Origin of the sequence: Streptomyces hiroshimensis (assembly GCF_014650335.1) — a bacterium.
Lineage (GTDB): Bacteria > Actinomycetota > Actinomycetes > Streptomycetales > Streptomycetaceae > Streptomyces > Streptomyces hiroshimensis.
Genome location: NZ_BMUT01000022.1, coordinates 20,773 through 37,792 on the forward strand (window position 1 = coordinate 20,773; position 17,020 = coordinate 37,792).

General features: G+C 69.9%; 14 protein-coding genes and 1 pseudogene. 8 read left to right on the plus strand and 7 right to left on the minus strand.

Going from position 1 to position 17,020, the window contains the following annotated elements:
• Positions 1-27 precede the first annotated feature (27 nt).
• Positions 28-768 carry an ArsR/SmtB family transcription factor gene (locus IE241_RS32325; protein ID WP_190025435.1) on the minus strand — a complete coding sequence of 247 codons (741 nt, stop codon included), beginning with the start codon at positions 766-768 and terminating at the stop codon, positions 28-30.
• A 32-nt stretch (positions 769-800) separates the two neighbouring features.
• Positions 801-1,757 (minus strand): hypothetical protein, encoded by a 957-nt coding sequence (locus tag IE241_RS32330; protein WP_308433771.1) that lies wholly within the window; start codon positions 1,755-1,757, stop codon positions 801-803.
• Positions 1,758-2,027: 270 nt separating this feature from the next.
• Here IE241_RS32330 and IE241_RS32335 point away from each other — a divergent pair, with 270 nt between their 5' ends.
• Entirely contained in the window at positions 2,028-2,972 is a 945-nt protein-coding gene (locus IE241_RS32335; protein ID WP_229900151.1) for a hypothetical protein, read from the plus strand.
• An 862-nt stretch (positions 2,973-3,834) separates the two neighbouring features.
• On the opposite strand, the gene IE241_RS32340 is transcribed toward IE241_RS32335, so the two are convergent.
• Together IE241_RS32340 and IE241_RS32345 are read right to left on the minus strand one after the other, a co-directional pair.
• Positions 3,835-4,137, minus strand: coding sequence for a DUF397 domain-containing protein (locus IE241_RS32340; protein ID WP_190025436.1), 303 nt, complete (start codon positions 4,135-4,137; stop codon positions 3,835-3,837).
• Positions 4,134-4,943, minus strand: coding sequence for a helix-turn-helix domain-containing protein (locus IE241_RS32345; protein WP_190025437.1), 810 nt, complete (start codon positions 4,941-4,943; stop codon positions 4,134-4,136). Before IE241_RS32345 ends, IE241_RS32340 begins: the two co-directional genes overlap by 4 nt.
• A gap of 117 nt (positions 4,944-5,060) precedes the next feature.
• On the opposite strand from IE241_RS32345, the gene IE241_RS32350 reads away from it, so the two are divergent.
• The 4 genes from IE241_RS32350 (at position 5,061) to IE241_RS32365 (ending at position 8,241) form a co-directional block, all read left to right on the plus strand.
• A complete protein-coding gene (locus IE241_RS32350) occupies positions 5,061-5,333 on the plus strand; it encodes a DUF7848 domain-containing protein (protein WP_190025438.1) in 273 nt (90 codons plus the stop codon).
• A gap of 90 nt (positions 5,334-5,423) precedes the next feature.
• The gene (gene metG / locus IE241_RS32355; protein ID WP_190025439.1) at positions 5,424-7,145 is read left to right on the plus strand and encodes a methionine--tRNA ligase; all 1,722 of its coding nucleotides are present in this window, start codon (positions 5,424-5,426) and stop codon (positions 7,143-7,145) included.
• 160 nt (positions 7,146-7,305) lie between these two features.
• Complete coding sequence (locus IE241_RS32360; RefSeq protein ID WP_190025440.1) at positions 7,306-7,683, plus strand: DNA-binding response regulator; 378 nt, start codon at positions 7,306-7,308, stop codon at positions 7,681-7,683.
• A gap of 21 nt (positions 7,684-7,704) precedes the next feature.
• Complete coding sequence (locus tag IE241_RS32365; protein ID WP_190025441.1) at positions 7,705-8,241, plus strand: DinB family protein; 537 nt, start codon at positions 7,705-7,707, stop codon at positions 8,239-8,241.
• Positions 8,242-8,323: 82 nt separating this feature from the next.
• On the opposite strand, the gene aspS is transcribed toward IE241_RS32365, so the two are convergent.
• Positions 8,324-10,087: an aspartate--tRNA ligase gene (aspS, locus tag IE241_RS32370; RefSeq protein ID WP_190025442.1), complete on the minus strand. Its 1,764-nt coding sequence runs from the start codon at positions 10,085-10,087 to the stop codon at positions 8,324-8,326.
• 177 nt (positions 10,088-10,264) lie between these two features.
• On the opposite strand from aspS, the gene IE241_RS32375 reads away from it, so the two are divergent.
• Positions 10,265-12,433 (plus strand): ATP-binding SpoIIE family protein phosphatase, encoded by a 2,169-nt coding sequence (locus IE241_RS32375; RefSeq protein ID WP_190025443.1) that lies wholly within the window; start codon positions 10,265-10,267, stop codon positions 12,431-12,433.
• 45 nt (positions 12,434-12,478) lie between these two features.
• On the opposite strand, the pseudogene IE241_RS32380 reads toward IE241_RS32375, so the two are convergent.
• Positions 12,479-13,313 (minus strand): annotated as a pseudogene (locus IE241_RS32380) (pirin family protein).
• A gap of 100 nt (positions 13,314-13,413) precedes the next feature.
• On the opposite strand from IE241_RS32380, the gene IE241_RS32385 reads away from it, so the two are divergent.
• Positions 13,414-14,361: a trypsin-like serine peptidase gene (locus IE241_RS32385; protein ID WP_190025444.1), complete on the plus strand. Its 948-nt coding sequence runs from the start codon at positions 13,414-13,416 to the stop codon at positions 14,359-14,361.
• Between the two features lie 189 nt (positions 14,362-14,550).
• On the opposite strand, the gene IE241_RS32390 is transcribed toward IE241_RS32385, so the two are convergent.
• Positions 14,551-15,021 carry an SseB family protein gene (locus tag IE241_RS32390; RefSeq protein WP_168091730.1) on the minus strand — a complete coding sequence of 157 codons (471 nt, stop codon included), beginning with the start codon at positions 15,019-15,021 and terminating at the stop codon, positions 14,551-14,553.
• Between the two features lie 153 nt (positions 15,022-15,174).
• On the opposite strand from IE241_RS32390, the gene IE241_RS32395 reads away from it, so the two are divergent.
• On the plus strand, positions 15,175-17,001 hold the full coding sequence (locus IE241_RS32395) for an acyl-CoA dehydrogenase (protein ID WP_190025445.1): 1,827 nt from the start codon (positions 15,175-15,177) through the stop codon (positions 16,999-17,001).
• Positions 17,002-17,020: the final 19 nt, after the last annotated feature.

Below are 17,020 nucleotides of genomic sequence, written 5' to 3' on the forward strand. Positions count from 1 at the left end.
CGTGACAAAAGACAGCGCCTTCGATCCTCATCGAAACTCGCAGCTCGAATTCACGAGCGCGGAACCCGTACGCGTACGGACGTGCAGCGCGCTCGTTCCGTTCGGGACGGTCCTGAGCAGGCCCGCGTCCCGCAGGGCCGACAGGTGATGGCTGACCGTCGGCGCGGAGACGCCTACGCGGCGGGCGAGCTCCCCGGACGTGCAGGCCGTCCCGGCGGCGATGAGGATCCCGGCGCGCGTGGCGCCCATGAGCCGGGCCAGCGCCTTGTCGCCCGCGGGGTCGGATTGCGGCTGAGCCGCCGGGTGTACGAGGACGGGCGGTGCGGCCGGGTCCTCGGGCAGGTGCCCCACGCCGTGGCAGAAGTGCGACGGCTGGAGCAGCAGCCCCCGGCCGCGGAGGTCGCAGTCCCGGTCCACGGCGCTGCGGACGTGCAGGGTCGGCGGCATCCACCGCATGGTGGGCACGTAGCTGCGGAGCAGCCCGTTGACCCCGCCGTCGAGGAGGGCCCGGATCCGCAGGGCGCGGTCGCCGTCGACGCTGGACCGGATGTCCTCCCAGTACGGGTCGATGGCGACCTCCCGGTACGCCTCGGGCGGCCGCGGGTGGGGCAGCTGCGCGAGGACGTCGCGGTGCCAGTCGCCGTAGCGCGGCGGCACGACGCGTCTTCGTAAGTGCCGCAGACTCAGCACCAGTTCCCACTGGGGGTCGGGGCCGGTCGCCACGCGCGTGTTGAGCAGATCTGTGTCGGTGAAGTGAATTCGCAGCACCGCGGCAGAGTGTCAAGGGAGCTGCGGGGGCACTAGGCGAATTGTGGCTGAGGTGCATTTTGGCCGACTTCGGCAGGGCGGCGGCCTTGCCGGGTCATGGCGCGCAGCCGTGCGACGCGGGCGCGGACGTCAGCCGAGTCCGGGGCGTCCGGGGGCGGTTCGACGCCGCGGCAGGTGCGGCAGAGACCGCCGGGGAGCGCTTCGGGGCGGCCCGGGGTGCCGCAGTCGGTGCATTCCATGTCCCAGCGGGGTGTGGGCGCGGCCTGCGCCTCTGCATGCGGGGTGGGGAACGGCTCCGGAGGGAGCCGGTCGATGAGCCTCTTGCGAGTGAAAGCACCGGGGCAGTGGATGACGTCGGGGAGCCCGTTGCAGAGGATCCGCGCGAAGTCCTGTGGCGTGATGCCCCGCGCGAACCACTCGGCCGCGAGGGGTTCGAGGGCGGCGCAGTCGGCGGCGGAGAGGGTGAGGCGGGGGTCGGAGAGGCCGAGGGTGGCGAGGGCGATGTAGGCGGGGGAGGCCTCGGGGCGGGCGTGGTCTTGGTCCTGGTCTTGGGGCGCGGCGGCCGTCACGGTCGTCGCGGCCCTTGCAGGGACCGGCTTCGGCTTGCCGCCGGAGCCCTCCAGGAGGTCATCCAGGAAAGCCTTCCACCAGGCGTCGCTACGCGCCGTGCGGGAGAAGAACCAGCGGGACACCCACTGGGTACGCCCCTCGCCGACGACGCGCCGGACGCGGCGCAGGTGGCCGGCCTCGGACAGGGCATTGAGGGCGGAGGCGACGGCCTGCTGTCCGTAGGCGGCGAGCTCTTTGGCGAGGGTCTTGATGTCGACGGCGGCGCCGTCGGGAAGCCGGTCGATGTGAGCGGCGATGGAGGCTTCGCGGGCGGGCAGATGAGCGAAGTCGTCCCGGCCGCGCGGGGCTTGGCCGGGCGCGGAACGCTTGCCGTAGCCGGGCGCGGCCATGGGGGGAGCGGTAAGCTGAGCGGTAGCCACCAGATCAACTTTCTCTTGATCTCGTCGGTCAGACCCCGGCTCGGTGCTCCAACACCGGCCCGGGGTCGCTTTGTTGTGGCGCACGCTACACGCCGAACGCGTGGCGTGGTGGCCCAGTTGCGGAAAGTCATATGGGTGTGGTTACGCGCGTGCTTGCGCGCGTCCGCGCGAGGCTTGGGTGGGAGGGTGGGGAGAAACCTCCCGCCCATTCCGTGTATGGATCGCTCGAATCCCGGCCCCCGAATCCCGAAGCTCGGCGTGGTGGGTGGGATGTCAGAGGCTGCTGGCAGCATCACCGCCATGAACGTCACCCGTACCACCCCGCCGCGGCCGCTCGACGTCGCCGCGCTCTTCCCTGAACTGGGCCCGCTGGCACGCACGGCGATCCGGTTGCATCCCCGTCCCGGGTCTCCGTCGCCGCGCGACAGTTCGGTCGGCGGGCCGCTGCTGTGGCCCGCCGACGAGCCGTGGCCGTACTGCGACGAGGCGCACGGGTTGTACGACAGTTCGACCGACGAGGAGTACGAGGGGCCGAACCCCATGGTGCCCGTGGCCCAGCTGTACGTGCGCGACGTACCCCTGCTGCGACCACCCGTTGGGGCCGATCTGCTCCAGGTGCTGTGGTGTCCCTGGGAGCACGAGCCGGATTACAAGCCGCCGACCGTGCTGGTCTGGCGATCCGCTGCCGAGGTCACCGACGTCCTCGCCGCGCCGCCCGAGTCGACCGAGGGGGAATACGAAGGCTACTTGCCGGTGCCGTGCATGCTCGCGCCGGAGCAGATCACCGAGTACCCCAACTACTTGGAGCTGAGCAAGGAGCTGCAGCAGCCGCTGAAGGACTGGAGCAGGTGGCAGGCAGCCGACGCCGGTGTGGACAGCTCCTACGCTCCCTACCCGGAGGCGTTCTACTCGAGCGCGCTGTCCGACGCCCCGGGCTGGAAGGTCGGCGGCTGGGCCCCGTGGGGCCTCACCGATCCTGTCGCCCGGTTCTGCGCCGATTGCGGCGCCGGCATGGTCCCGCTGCTGACCATAGCCTCGGTCGAATGGGACAGCGGCAGCAAGAGTTGGGTCCCGTACGAGGATCGAGACCTCGCCGAGTCCGGCAATGGCGGCGCGTCGAGCCCGCCCAAGGTCCATATCTCCAGGACCAACAATCTGCAGCTCTACGTCTGCCCGGAGTCCCCGGACCATCCGCACACCGACCTGATCCAGTGAGCCACCAGCCCAGGCGGGGACGGGGTGAACGGCGTCCGACGGCCCTGAGGGGGAACCCCGAGCCTCGGGATTCGGGGCCCGGGGGTGGGCGCGGAGTGGTGTGGTTGGGATCCGTGGGTCGGGCGCGGGTCAGAACAGGCCGGCAGCAGGGGGGAGAGGTGGGGGGCTCGGGTCCGGCTCGTTGGCTGTGCGGTGGGTGGGTTGTTGGCCGCCGTACTCCTGCCGTCACGGATGCGGCTGCGTGAGGAGACCGGTCTGTCCGTCTGTGGCTGAGGGGGAGCTGGCAGCTGCCGCGATGTGGTGCCTGCCGTCGTGGGCGCTTCGCTCAGCTCGCCACCGTCGTGGCCGGGCAGCCGGGTGTCCCTGAGCGGGGGTTCCTGTGACAGAGAGCGCGTGGTGGGGCTGCAGGTGGCTTGCGGCCTGCAACTCGGCCCGCTTATCCGCCGCGGCGGGCGGCTAACTGTCCCCGAGTGGGCTCGTCTGTGACAGGGGCAGCTTCGTGGGGTCGTTGAGGTGCTCGGCCGTCATCCCGGGTCACTTATCCGCCGCCCTCCACCCACGCCGGTTGATTACCGCGCCCAAGTGCATCCCGCAGCCGGACGAGCAACCACAACGGCGGGAAACCGAGCGAAGCGCCCACGACGGGCCCAGCCACATCGCGGCAGCTGCCAGCTCCCCGCCAGCCCAGGTTTATGGGACCGGTCTCCTCACGCGCGTGCATCCGTGACGGCAGGAGTACGGCGCCCAACCGCCCACCGGCCGCACACCTCACCCACCGAACCCGAGCCCCCCACCTGTCCCCCCGCTGCCAGCCTGTTCTCACCCGCACCCACCCCACGGATCCCAGCCCGGGTCGGCGCCTTTACGCCGCGGCGATGTAGGCGACAAACCCCGCCCAGGCGGGGGCGCCTACGGCGAGTTGGGGGCCAGCCTTCTCCTTGGAGTCGCGTATATGGACGCCGCAGGAGCTGCTGGCTATCTCGACGCAGTTGTCACCTTCGTCGTCGCTGCGGCTGGACTTTCGCCACGGCAGTGCAACTTCGACACACTCGCTGCCATCCCCGTCGCTATAGCTGGACTTTTGCCACGGCAATGCCACTTCCACACAGTTGCTGCCATCGTCGTCGCTATAGCTGGACTTGAACCATGCCAGACCGTCATTCACAGCTCATCTACCAATCTCTGGATGAATTGTGCAGAGTCCTCGGCGTTGAGCGCCTCCATTCGGAACTTCGCATAGCGCTCCGTCATGACGTGCACCTCATCGCTGTCCGAAGTCAGGAGACTCATTTGCTGCCCCTCAGCCAGAGACATCCGCACGTGATCTTTGGTCTCCAGGATCACGAGCGACCCGCTCAACGCCGAGGAAACGACCTTGCTGAAAGGAAGTACCTGCAGGGCCACATTGCGCATACTCCCGGCCTCCAGCAGGTGGAGCAGCTGACGCTTGTGCACCGCCGCGCCCCCCATCGGAGAACGCAGCGCAGCCTCGTAGATCACGAAGCTGAACTCTGCGGAGGGCTTGCGAGTGAGGAGGTGCTTGCGTGCCATCCGCGCTGCGACCCGCTCAGCTACCGTCTCCTCATCCAAGGCCGGGCAGCGATCCCCGATCAGCGCCTGCGCGTACTCCTCGGTCTGCAGGAGCCCGGGCATCAGGGCACACTCGTACGACCAGATACTGAGCGCTTCGGCCTCGTGCCGGATGTAGTCGCGCGTTCGCGCGGGAAACTTCTCCCTCGTGAGATACCCGAGCCCCGCCTTCAATTTTCCCCGCGCCCCGAAGAGCTCATCCGCGATCTCCGCCATCCGCGGCGGGCACGCGCGCCGCCCCTGTTCCACGGACCTCACCATTTCCGCGGAATAGCCGACCGCTTCGGCGACTTCTTCCCGTGACAGCCCCGCCTCCTGGCGCCACATCATGAACTGGTTTCCGAGGTACCGATGGTTGACCGGAAGAAAAACCTCGCCCATGCCCGCAGACCCTCCCCTGTCACAGATGGCATACCCTCTGGCCAGAGATTCCGCACATCACGGCCCGTATCCATCCCGTAACACGTCACGCTACGCCCCCGTGGGCATCTATACGCCGTGAGTAATGAAAATCCCCCCCGAACCCCGCGGACTCCCCGAACCCCGCGGAGCGTCTACCGCTTCGGTACCTGGACACTGACCCCTGACCGCGAGCCCGACGCCGAGCCCGTCACGTACGCGATGCAGTGCGCCGTCTGCGAGGAGCGCTCCGCCCCGGGCGAGGACCCGGCCGCCGCCCAGGCCTGGACCTTCCGGCATGCCGGGCGGAACCCCTCCCACCACACCTACCGGGAGGTGATCACCCGGCCCTGGCGCACCTGGATGGCCTGAGATGGCCGGAAGAAACGGCGCGCGGTCAGCCCCGGTCGCTCGGATACGCTAAAGGCCTCCATATACACCCGCGACCAGGGAGCAGCCGAAATGGCTCGACACCTCATCACCAGCGCCCTTCCGTATATCAACGGGATCAAGCACCTGGGCAACATGGTGGGGTCCATGCTCCCGGCGGACGTGTACGCCCGGTACCTCCGCCAGACCGGTCGCGAGACGCTGTTCATCTGTGCCACCGACGAGCACGGGACCCCGGCCGAGCTGGGCGCCAAGGAGCTCGGCCTGCCCGTGGACGAGTTCTGCGCCAAGCAGCACGACGCGCAGAAGGCGATCTACGACGGCTTCGCGCTGTCCTTCGACTACTTCGGCCGCAGCTCCTCCCCGCAGAACCGCGAGATCACCCAGCACTTCGCGCGGCAGCTGCAGCAGAACGGGTTCATCGAGGAGCGCTCGATCCGCCAGGTCTACTCCCTGGCGGACGGCCGCTTCCTGCCCGACCGCTACATCGTCGGCACCTGCCCGCACTGCGGCTACGACAAGGCCCGTGGCGACCAGTGCGAGAACTGCACGCGCGTCCTGGACCCGACGGACCTGATCGACGCCCGCTCGGCGATCAGCGGCAGCAGCGACCTGGAGGTCCGCGAGACCAAGCACCTCTTCCTCCTCCAGTCGAAGCTGCAGGGCGAGGTCGAGGCGTGGATCGACGAGCACGGCAAGGACTGGCCGGTCCTGGCGTCCTCGATCGCCCGCAAGTGGCTGACCGAGGGGCTGAACGACCGCGCGATCACGCGTGACCTGGACTGGGGCGTGCCGGTCCCGGCGGACACGTGGCCGGAGCTGGCGGCCGAGGGCAAGGTCTTCTACGTCTGGTTCGACGCCCCGATCGAGTACATCGGCGCGACGAAGGAGTGGGCTGACCAGGACCCGGAGAACCGGGACTGGAAGTCCTGGTGGTACGAGGCGACGGACGTCCGCTACACCCAGTTCATGGGCAAGGACAACGTCCCGTTCCACACGGTGATGTTCCCGGCCACCCAGCTCGGCGTCCGCGAGCCGTGGAAGAAGGTCGACTACGTCAAGGCCTTCAACTGGCTGAACTACTACGGCGGCAAGTTCTCCACGTCCCAGAAGCGCGGCGTCTTCACGCACGACGCCCTGGAGCTGCTGCCCGCCGACTACTGGCGCTACTTCATGATGGCCAACGCCCCCGAGTCGGACGACACGTCGTTCACGTGGGAGCTGTTCTCGGCCACGGTGAACAAGGACCTCGCCGACGTCCTCGGCAACTTCGTCAACCGCGTGCTGTCGTTCTCGAAGAAGCGCTTCGGCGAGACGGTCCCGGCCGGCGCCGAGGCGGGCGAGGCCGAGACGAACCTGGGCCGCGAGATCGCCCAGCTGCTCCAGGAGTACGAGGAGCACATGGAGGCCATGCAGTACCGCAAGGCCGCCCAGGCCCTGCGTGCACTGTGGAGCGCGGGCAACTCGTACCTGGAGACCAAGGCCCCCTGGCTGGAGATCAAGACCGACCCGGAGGCCGCGGCGCTGACGCTGCGCACGGCGATGAACCTGATCCACCTGTACTCGGTGATCTCGGAGCCGTTCATCCCGCAGTCGGCGTCGGCCATGCGCCTGGCGTTCGAGCTCGCCGACGACACGCGGACGTGGGTCACGGCGGACGAGGCCCGCTCGCTGTCCTTCGTCCCGGCCGGTACGCCGTTCAGCGTCCCGCCGGTGCTCTTCGCGAAGATCACCGAGGATGATCTGGCCGCCTACCGCGAGCGCTTCGGCGGCGGCGAGGAGCCGGCGGCCTAGTCACCCCGCAGACCGCACAGCAAGCAGCCGAGGGCCCGGAACCGAGGAGGTTCCGGGCCCTCCGTGCTGCCTGTTGATGGAACGGTAATCGTCCGTTGAGACCGGCGGACCAGGCTGGAGGCCACACCGTACGGGGAAGCCGGGGAGACGAGGAAGAGCAGTGTTCAAGAAGCCGATCACCATCAGCGTGCACGCGACCGACGAGCTGGCGCGGGCCCGGTTCGCCCGGGAGGTGCGGGCCGTGCTGCCCGAGGTGCAGGTGGTGCGGCGGGACGAGGACGGGGACGTCGAGTTCGTCCTCATGGGAGCCGACGACCCGGCCGCGGCGGCCACCCTGCGGCGGCTGACCCGCGCGGGCGAGGCGCCCGTGGTGCTGGTCGCGGACGAGCTCGGGGAGAGCGAGCTGATGGCGGTGGCGGAGTACGGCGTGGAGTCCGTGCTGTGGCGGCCGTCGATCACGCGGCGGCAGCTGTCGCGGGCCGTGCACAGCGCGGCGGGATGCTGCCCGAAGCTGCCCATGGTGACCGCACTCATGTGACGCTGCCGTCATACTGCCGTCATGGTGACGACAGAGCGGGCCATCCCACCCCTGACGGCCGATGAGCGCACCACACTGGAGAGTTGGCTGGACTTCCAGCGCGCCACCCTCGCGCGCAAAGTCCACGGGCTGACCGACGAGCAGGCACGGGAGCCGGCGGCTCCCCCGTCCACGCTGAGCCTGCTGGGGCTCGTGCAGCACATGGGCGAGGTGGAGCGGCAGTGGTTCCGCAGAGTGCTGCAGAGCCAGGCGGCGCCGCCGCTGTACGGGCCGGAAGCGGGCGGCGGGGCGAGAACCGCCGAAGACCTGGGCGAGGAGAACGTGGGCCTCGTCGTCGCGCCGGACGCGAGCCTCGCGGAGGCCATGGCCGTGTGGAAGGAAGAGGTCGCCCGGGCCCGGGCCGCCTGCGCGCCGCTGTCGCTGGACGCGACGGGGACGGTGCGGGGGCAGGACGTCTCCCTGCGGTGGATCTTCCTGCACATGATCGAGGAGTACGCGCGGCACAACGGGCACGCGGACCTGCTGCGCGAGCGCACGGACGGCGAGACGGGCTACTGAAGGACGGGTCCCTGACGACACGCATGAGCCCCCGCGCCGAGGACGGCGCGGGGGCTCACGGACGTACGGACCTACCGGGGAACTACTTGACGACCGGCTTGCGGATCGACAGGTGGAGCTCCTTCAGGCGGGCCTCCTCGACCTCGCTCGGGGCGCCCATCAGCAGGTCCTGAGCGTTGCCGTTGAGCGGGAAGGCGATGGTCTCGCGGATGTTCGGCTCGTCGGCCAGGAGCATCACGATGCGGTCCACGCCCGGGGCGATGCCGCCGTGCGGCGGGGCGCCGAACTTGAAGGCGCGCAGCATGCCGCCGAACTCGCGCTCCACGTCCTCGTTGGAGTAGCCCGCGATCTCGAACGCGCGGTACATGACCTCGGGCTCGTGGTTGCGGATGGCGCCGGAGGACAGCTCGATGCCGTTGCAGACGATGTCGTACTGCCAGGCCAGGATGTCCAGCGGGTCCATCGTGTTCAGCGCCTCCAGGCCGCCCTGCGGCATGGAGAACGGGTTGTGCGAGAACTCGATCTGGCCGGTGTCCTCGTTCTTCTCGAACATCGGGAAGTCGACGATCCAGCAGAAGCGGAAGACGTCCTCCACGAACTGGCCGGCGCGCTTGGCGGCCTCGACGCGCACGGCGCCCATGATCTTGGAGACCTCGTCGAACTCGCCCGCGCCGAAGAAGATCGCGTGGCCGGGCTCCAGGCCGAGGCGCTCCACGAGGGCCTTGACGTTCTCCTCGGTGAGGAACTTGGCGATCGGGCCGGTGAGGGCGTTCTCCTCGCCCACACGCACCCAGGCCAGGCCCTTCGCGCCCTGCTCGACCGCGTAGTCGCCGAGGCCGTCGAAGAACTTGCGCGGCTGGTCACCCGTGTTCGGGACGGCCAGCGCACGGACGTGCTTGCCGGCGAAGGCCTTGAACTCCGAGCCCTCGAAGACGTCGGAGACGTCCACGAGCTCCAGCTCGGCGCGCAGGTCCGGCTTGTCGGAGCCGTACTTGAGCATGGCCTCGCGGAAGGGGATCCGCAGGAACGGCGAGGTGACGTGGCGGCCGTTGCCGAACTCCTCGAAGAGGTCGGTCATGACCTTCTCGATGACCTGGAAGACGTCCTCCTGCTCGACGAAGGACATCTCCACGTCGAGCTGGTAGAACTCGCCCGGCGAGCGGTCGGCGCGGGCGTCCTCGTCACGGAAGCAGGGCGCGATCTGGAAGTAGCGGTCGAAGCCCGCGATCATCAGCAGCTGCTTGAACTGCTGCGGGGCCTGCGGCAGGGCGTAGAACTTGCCGGCGTGCAGACGGGACGGCACCAGGAAGTCGCGCGCGCCCTCGGGGGAGGTGGCGGACAGGATCGGGGTGGCCATCTCGTTGAAGCCGAGGGCGGTCATCTTCTCGCGCATGGAGGCGATGACGGCGGAGCGCAGCATGATGTTGCTGTGCATGCGCTCGCGGCGCAGGTCGAGGAAGCGGTACTCCAGGCGGCGCTCCTCGTTCACCCCGTCCTCGGCGTTGATGGTGAAGGGCAGCGGCTCGGCGGCGCCGAGGACCTCGACCGCGTCGACCTCGACCTCGATCTCACCGGTGGGGAGCTCGGGGTTGATGTTGTCGGCACCACGGCTGACGACCTTGCCGTCGATGCGGACGACGGTCTCCTTGGTGAGGTGGCTCAGCGCCTCGTTGGCGGGGGTGCCGGGACGGGCCACGAGCTGCACCAGGCCGTGGTGGTCGCGGAGATCGATGAAGAGGATGCCGCCCAGGTCGCGCCGATTGTGCAGCCAGCCACTCAGTCGCACGTCGGTGTCGACGTCAGCCGCACGGAGCTCGCCGCAGGTGTGGGACCGGTACCGATGCATCGTTCATCCAAGTCGTGATCGAGGGCGTGGGCCAGCCCGCCTACCGCGCAGGGCTCGTACCTGCGGCACGGGGCTGGCGTGCATACAACACGGGAGCAAGGGTACTGCGCGGTTGTAAAGATCCGCCCACCGTACCTTCGGTGGTACCCATGGCGCGGACCTGCATAAAGTAGGGCAATGCGCACCGAGGACGTACTGGCCGCCACCGCGACCGGCCTGTGGCACTGGGACAACGCCACGCGCATCGCCACCTTCGACGCCGAGGCCGCCCGGCTGCTGGGACTCCCGGCCACCCGTACGGAGCTGACGGAATCCGCCACCAGGGCCCGCTTCCACGCCGTGGACTGGGTGGAGATCCAGGGCGTGATCAGCCTGGCCGTGGCGGAGGGCACGCTCGCCGAGGCGCGGCTGCGGGTCGTGGACGAGGCGGGGCGGGTCCTGCGGACGGTGCGCTGCCGCACGCGGCCGCAGCTGCGCGCCGCGGCCGCCGGGCGGATCGACTTCGTACTGATCGGGACGCTGCAGGAGGTGCCGGAGCCGCAGCCGGGCACATCCGCGGCGCGGACGGCGGTCACGGGCGACTGGCGGCGCAACCGCGAGGCCTTTCTGCTGGACGCGGGACGGGCGCTCGCGGAGGCCCGCTCGACGGCCGAGGTGCTGCGGACGGCGGCCGGGCTGTCGATGCCGGGCTTCGAGCCGTCGGGGCTGGCGGTCTTCAGCTCGGTGGGCAACCGGGTCCGGGTGATCGGGCACCACGGGTACGCGCCGGGCAGCGCGGACCCCTTCCTGGACCTCCCCATGGACGCGGCCTACCCGGCGGCCGAGGTCATCCGCACCGGCCGCGCGATCTACCTGCCCGCGCCCGAGGACTACGAACGCCGCTTCCCGCAGGCCTGGCAGGACGTCGCGCACTTCGGACGGCAGTCGTGGGCGTTCCTGCCGCTGATCAACGCCGGGCAGGTCATCGGGGCGTGGATGGCCGGCTTCAGCGTGCCGGTGTCCTTCACTCCCGACGAGCGGTCCGTCCTGACGACGGTGGCCCGGATGCTCGCGCAGGCCCTGAGCCGGGCCAGCGTGCACGAGTCCGAACGGGAGCTGACCGTCGGCCTGCAGCGGTCCATGATGCCCACGCTGCAGCAGGACATCCCCGGGATGTCCGTCGCCGCGCGCTACGTGCCCACCGGCGGCGGGCTGGAGGTCGGCGGCGACTGGTACGACATGATCCCGCTCCCCCTCGGCAGGATCGCCCTCGTCATCGGCGACGTCCAGGGCCACGACGTACGGGCCGCCGGGCTCATGGGCCAGCTCCGGATCGCCCTGCGCGCCTACGCCTCCGAGGGCCACCACCCCGACGCGGTCCTCTCCCGGGCCTCCCACTTCCTGGCCGGGATCAACGCCTCCGAGACCGAGGGCGACGAGGCCGAGCCGCGCTTCGCGACCTGCCTGTACATCGAGGTCGACCCGGAGAGCGGGCGGCTCGACATCGTCCGCGCCGGGCACCCCAACCCGGCCATCCGGCTCGGCGACGGGACCATGCTCGTCCGCAACACCGCGGGCGGGCTGCCGCTCGGCATCGACCCCGACACGGACTACCCCACGACGCGGCTCGTCCTCGAACCCGGCGAGACGATGATCGTCTGCACGGACGGGCTGATCGAGACCGGCGGCCACGACCTGGACAGCGGGTGGGACCGGCTGCGCGAGGTCATCGAGGGACAGCCGCTCGAACTCGGCGGGGGCGGCGTCGGGCCCGACGGCAGCGACCTGGAGGCGCTCGCGGACGCCCTCGTCCGGGCCGTCCACGGCCCGTCCTCCCACTACACGACCGGGCCGCTCCTGGACCGGCGCGAGGACGACATCGCCGTCCTGCTGCTGGCCCGCGAGGACGGCACGGCGGGCGCGGAGCCCTCGGCTCTGCCGCACCCGGTGCGGCGGACGGTCCTCACCATCGCCCAGGCCGAACCGGAACGCATCGCGGAGGCGCGGCAGCAGGTGCGCGACCTGTTGCACGACTGGCCGGACGAGGACCAGGTCGACTCCGCCGTCCTCATGGTCTCGGAGATGGTCACCAACGTCCTCGTCCACACGGACGGGGACGCGGTGCTCATCGCCCGCATCAGCGGGGAACACGGGACGCGGTGCGTCCGCGTCGACGTCTCGGACAGCAGCGACGAACTGCCGCACCGCCGGCACCCCGGCGAGATGGCCTCGTCGGGGCGGGGGCTGGTGCTGATGGAACTCCTGGCCGGGGCGTGGGGGGTGGACCCACGGGGGGAGGGCAAGAACATCTGGTTCGAACTGCACGAGAAGGAGGGGGCAGGGGTCCCCTCGGTCCCGGTGGGCTAGGCGCCCGCCGGTCCCGGTGGGCTGGGCCCCGCCCCTCCGCCGGGGCTACGACGCGGGGATCACGCCCAGGCGGCCCGCCTGGTAGTCGTCAAACGCCTGGGCCAGTTCGGCGTGGGTGTTCATGACGAACGGGCCGTAGTGCTGCATCGGTTCACGGATCGGCAGCCCCCCGAGCAGCACTACCTCGAAGTTCTCCGTCCGGGACTCCTGCTTCTTGTCGGCCCGGATGGTCACCGAGTCGCCCTGCCCGAAGACGACCGTCTGCCCCATCGCGAAGGGCCGCCCCTCCGCGCCCGCCGAGCCGTGCCCGGCGAGCCCGTAGGCCAGGGCGTTGAAGTCGGGGCGCCACGGGAGCGCCAGCTCCGCGCCGGGGCTCACGGAGGCGTGGATCATCGTGATGGGCGTGTGCGTGGCGCCCGGCCCCGCGTGCCCGCCCACGTCACCGGCGATCAGCCGGACGAGCGACCCGCCGTCCTCGGAGGCCAGCAGCCTGACGCTGCCCCCGCGGATGTCCTGGTACTTCGGCGCCAGCATCTTGTCCGTACTCGGCAGGTTCACCCACAGCTGGAGGCCGTGGAAGAGCCCGCCGCTGGCGACCAGCTCCTCCGGCGGCGTCTCGATGTGCAGCAGGCCGGAGCCGGCCGTCATCCACTGCGTGTCGCCGTCGGTGATGACGCCACCGCCGCCGTGCGAGTCGCGGTGGACGAAGGTGCCGTCGATACTTGTAATTGATCCCCGCGAAGGCCCTGCGCACGGGGAATCCCTCGCCCTCGAAGCCCGCCGGAGCCGTGCCGACGTACAGCACCGGCCGCTGCGGGGCGCCCGCCGGGGCGGAGACCCGCGGCAGGGTCAACGGGTTCTCGACGGTCACTGCTGGCATGACGACCTCCTCGGTTCGTTCATCGTTCAATTTAGTTGAAGGGTGAACAACCTGCAAGGGCTGCCGCATTCCCGCGCGGCGGATCATGGACACTGGATCAATGCGCCAGAACGCCTCCGGCCCCCGCCCGGCCGCCGTCACCGCCCTCGTCGCCGCGGTGCTGGCGCTGGCCGCGCTCGGTGTCGTCGTGGCGGAACACGGCCTCGCGACGGACTCCCCCGTGGCCGACGGGGACGCCTCCGGCCACTTCGCGCAGACCAGGGCCCAGGGGGACGAGACCGCGGAGGCGATGCGGTCGGCCGTACGGGCCGAGAACGGCACGGCCCCGCTCAGGCCCGCGGCCGGCGGCAAGACCGACCCGCTGCCCGCCTCCGACCCCCTGCGCGCCACGGAGGCCCCGGCCTCCCCCGCCGTCGGACCGCTGTTCTACACGGGCCAGGGCGCGCCCGGGCACGGCTGCAGCGCGAGCGTCGTCCACAGCCCCAAGGGCGATCTGATCATCACCGCGGCACACTGCGTCTACCAGGACGGATTCCGTACGGACATCGCCTTCGTACCGGGCTACCGCGACGGCGTCGCCCCGTACGGCGTGTGGGTGCCGACGTCGGTCGACCTCGACCCGGAGTGGGCGGCCGACCGCGACCCGGACCACGACGTGGCGTTCCTGCGGGTGCGCCGGGCGGGCGGCGGGGACACCGGCACCAAGCCGCTGGAGCAGGTCACCGGCGCGGAGCGCATCCGCTTCCGGCCGGCGGCGGGCCGGCCGACGCGGGTGATCGGCTACCCCCTGGGCGAGGAGCGCCCCGTCTCCTGCCAGAACCGCACGACGGCCTACAGCCCGACCCAGCTGCAGTTCGACTGCGCGGACCTGCCCAACGGCACCAGCGGCGGCCCCCTCCTGACAGACATCGACCCCGCGACCGGGCTGGGCACGGTCAACGGGGTCATAGGCGGCCACGACGAGGGCGGCGACGAGCAGACGTCGTACAGCTCGTATTTCGGCGACGGGATCGAGTCCCTCTACCGGAGAGCGACGGGCACGGGCTGAGCCCCGGCAGGCACCGCCGAACTGCGCCACAGGGGCTGATCACCGCTGCGGCGGAATCAAACCGCCGGCTTCGCCGAACCCCGCCCGCAGGGCCCGCGCCGTCTTGCCGCAGGCAAGAAAAGATCCGCCGCGACGGCGAGCAACCCCCACCGGCATGGCCGGCGGTGCCGAGCGACCGTCACCCACGACTCAGCCGTAAAGCCTCCGCATCGTGAAGTCCACCATCTGCTCGACCGCCTTCGCGTCGAAGACCATCCGGTGGTCGCCCTCGATGTCCAGCACGAAGCCGTAGCCCGTCGGCAGGAGGTCGATGACCTCCGCGCCCGTGATGACGAAGTACTTCGACTCCTTGCCCGCGTACCGCCGCAGCTCCTTCAGCGAGGTGAACATCGGGATCACCGGCTGCTGGGTGTTGTGGAGGGCGAGGAAGCCGGGGTTGTCGCCGCGCGGGCAGTAGACCTTCGACGTGGAGAAGACGGTCTGGAAGTCCTCCGCGGACATCGACCCCGTGGTGAAGGCCCGCACCGCGTCGGCGAGCGACGGAGGGGACGGCTCCGGGTAGAGCGGCTGTTCGCCGTAGACACCGGGGCCGCCCGGCTGCTGCGGCGGCGGTGGCGGCGCGTAACCCTGCGTGCCCGCGTTCTGGTCGTAGCCGTACATGCGCCAAAGCGTAGCGGCGTACGCCGTCGATTGAGACTGGTCACAGTCGGTCCGACAGGGGTTGCGTCTTATTACCCGTGGGTAGCATCATGCAGATTACTGCCCGGTACGTATTTGAGGGTTCGTCCTCCCAGCCACTACGGAGCCGTTGTCATGGGCCACTACAAGTCGAATCTCCGCGACATCGAGTTCAACCTCTTCGAGGTTCTCGGCCGCGACAAGCTGTACGGCTCCGGCCCGTTCGCGGAGATGGACGTCGAGACCGCCAAGGACATCCTGTCGGAGATCACGCGCCTCTCGGAGAACGAGCTGGCCGAGTCCTTCGCCGACACCGACCGCAACCCCCCGGTCTTCGACCCCGAGACCAACACCGCCCCGGTTCCGGACACCTTCAAGAAGAGCTACCAGGCGTACATGGACGCCGAGTGGTGGCGCCTCGGCATCCCGGAGGAGATCGGCGGCACCACCGCCCCGCGCTCGCTGATCTGGGCCTACGCCGAGTCCATCCTGGGCTCGAACCCGGCCATCTGGATGTACTCCTCGGGCCCGGCCTTCGCCGGCATCCTCTTCGAGGAGGGCACCGAGCAGCAGAAGCACATCGCGAAGATCGCGGTGGAGAAGCAGTGGGGCTCCACCATGGTGCTGACCGAGCCGGACGCCGGCTCGGACGTGGGCGCCGGCCGCACCAAGGCCGTGCAGCAGGAGGACGGCTCCTGGCACATCGAGGGCGTGAAGCGCTTCATCACCTCGGGTGAGCACGACATGGCGGAGAACATCCTCCACTACGTCCTCGCCCGCCCCGAGGGTGCCGGCCCGGGCACCAAGGGCCTGTCCCTCTTCCTCGTGCCGAAGTACGAGTTCGACTTCGAGACCGGCGAGCTGGGCGAGCGCAACGGCGTCTACGCCACCAACGTCGAGCACAAGATGGGCCTCAAGGCCTCCAACACGTGCGAGATGACCTTCGGCGACAAGCACCCCGCCAAGGGCTGGCTCATCGGCGAGAAGCACGACGGCATCCGCCAGATGTTCATGATCATCGAGTTCGCCCGGATGATGGTCGGCACGAAGGCCATCGCCACCCTCTCCACCGGCTACCTCAACGCGCTGGAGTACGCCAAGGAGCGCGTGCAGGGCCCGGACCTGGCCAACTTCATGGACAAGACCGCGCCCAAGGTCACCATCACCCACCACCCCGACGTGCGCCGCTCGCTGATGACGCAGAAGGCGTACGCCGAGGGCATGCGCGCCCTGGTGCTCTACACCGCCTCCGTCCAGGACGAGATCATGGTCAAGGAGGCCGCGGGCGAGGACGCCAAGGCGCTGCACGGCCTCAACGACCTGCTCCTGCCGATCGTCAAGGGCTACGGCTCCGAGAAGTCCTACGAGCAGCTCGCCCAGTCGCTGCAGACCTTCGGCGGCTCCGGGTACCTGCAGGAGTACCCGATCGAGCAGTACATCCGCGACGCCAAGATCGACACCCTCTACGAGGGCACCACGGCGATCCAGGGCCAGGACTTCTTCTTCCGGAAGATCGTCCGTGACCAGGGCCAGGCCCTGAACACCCTCTCCGAGGAGATCAAGAAGTTCCTGGCCTCCGAGGCCGGCGGCGAGGACCTGGCCGGCGCCCGCGGCGCGCTCGCCAAGGCCGCGGTGGACCTGGAGGCGATCGTCGGCAAGATGATCACCGACCTCACCGCCACCGGCGAGGACGTCAAGAACATCTACAAGGTCGGCCTGAACACCACCCGCCTGCTGCTGGCCTCCGGTGACGTCGTCGTCGCCTACCTGCTGCTCAAGGGCGCGGCCGTGGCCGCCGAGAAGCTGGACGGCGCCTCCGCCAAGGACAAGGCGTTCTACACCGGCAAGATCGCGGCGGCGAAGTTCTTCACCTCCGACATCCTGCCGCGCGTCTCCGTCGAGCGCGGGCTCGCCGAGGTCGTCGACAACTCCCTGATGGAGCTGGACGAGGCCGCGTTCTAAGACCGCCGCGACCCTCGTA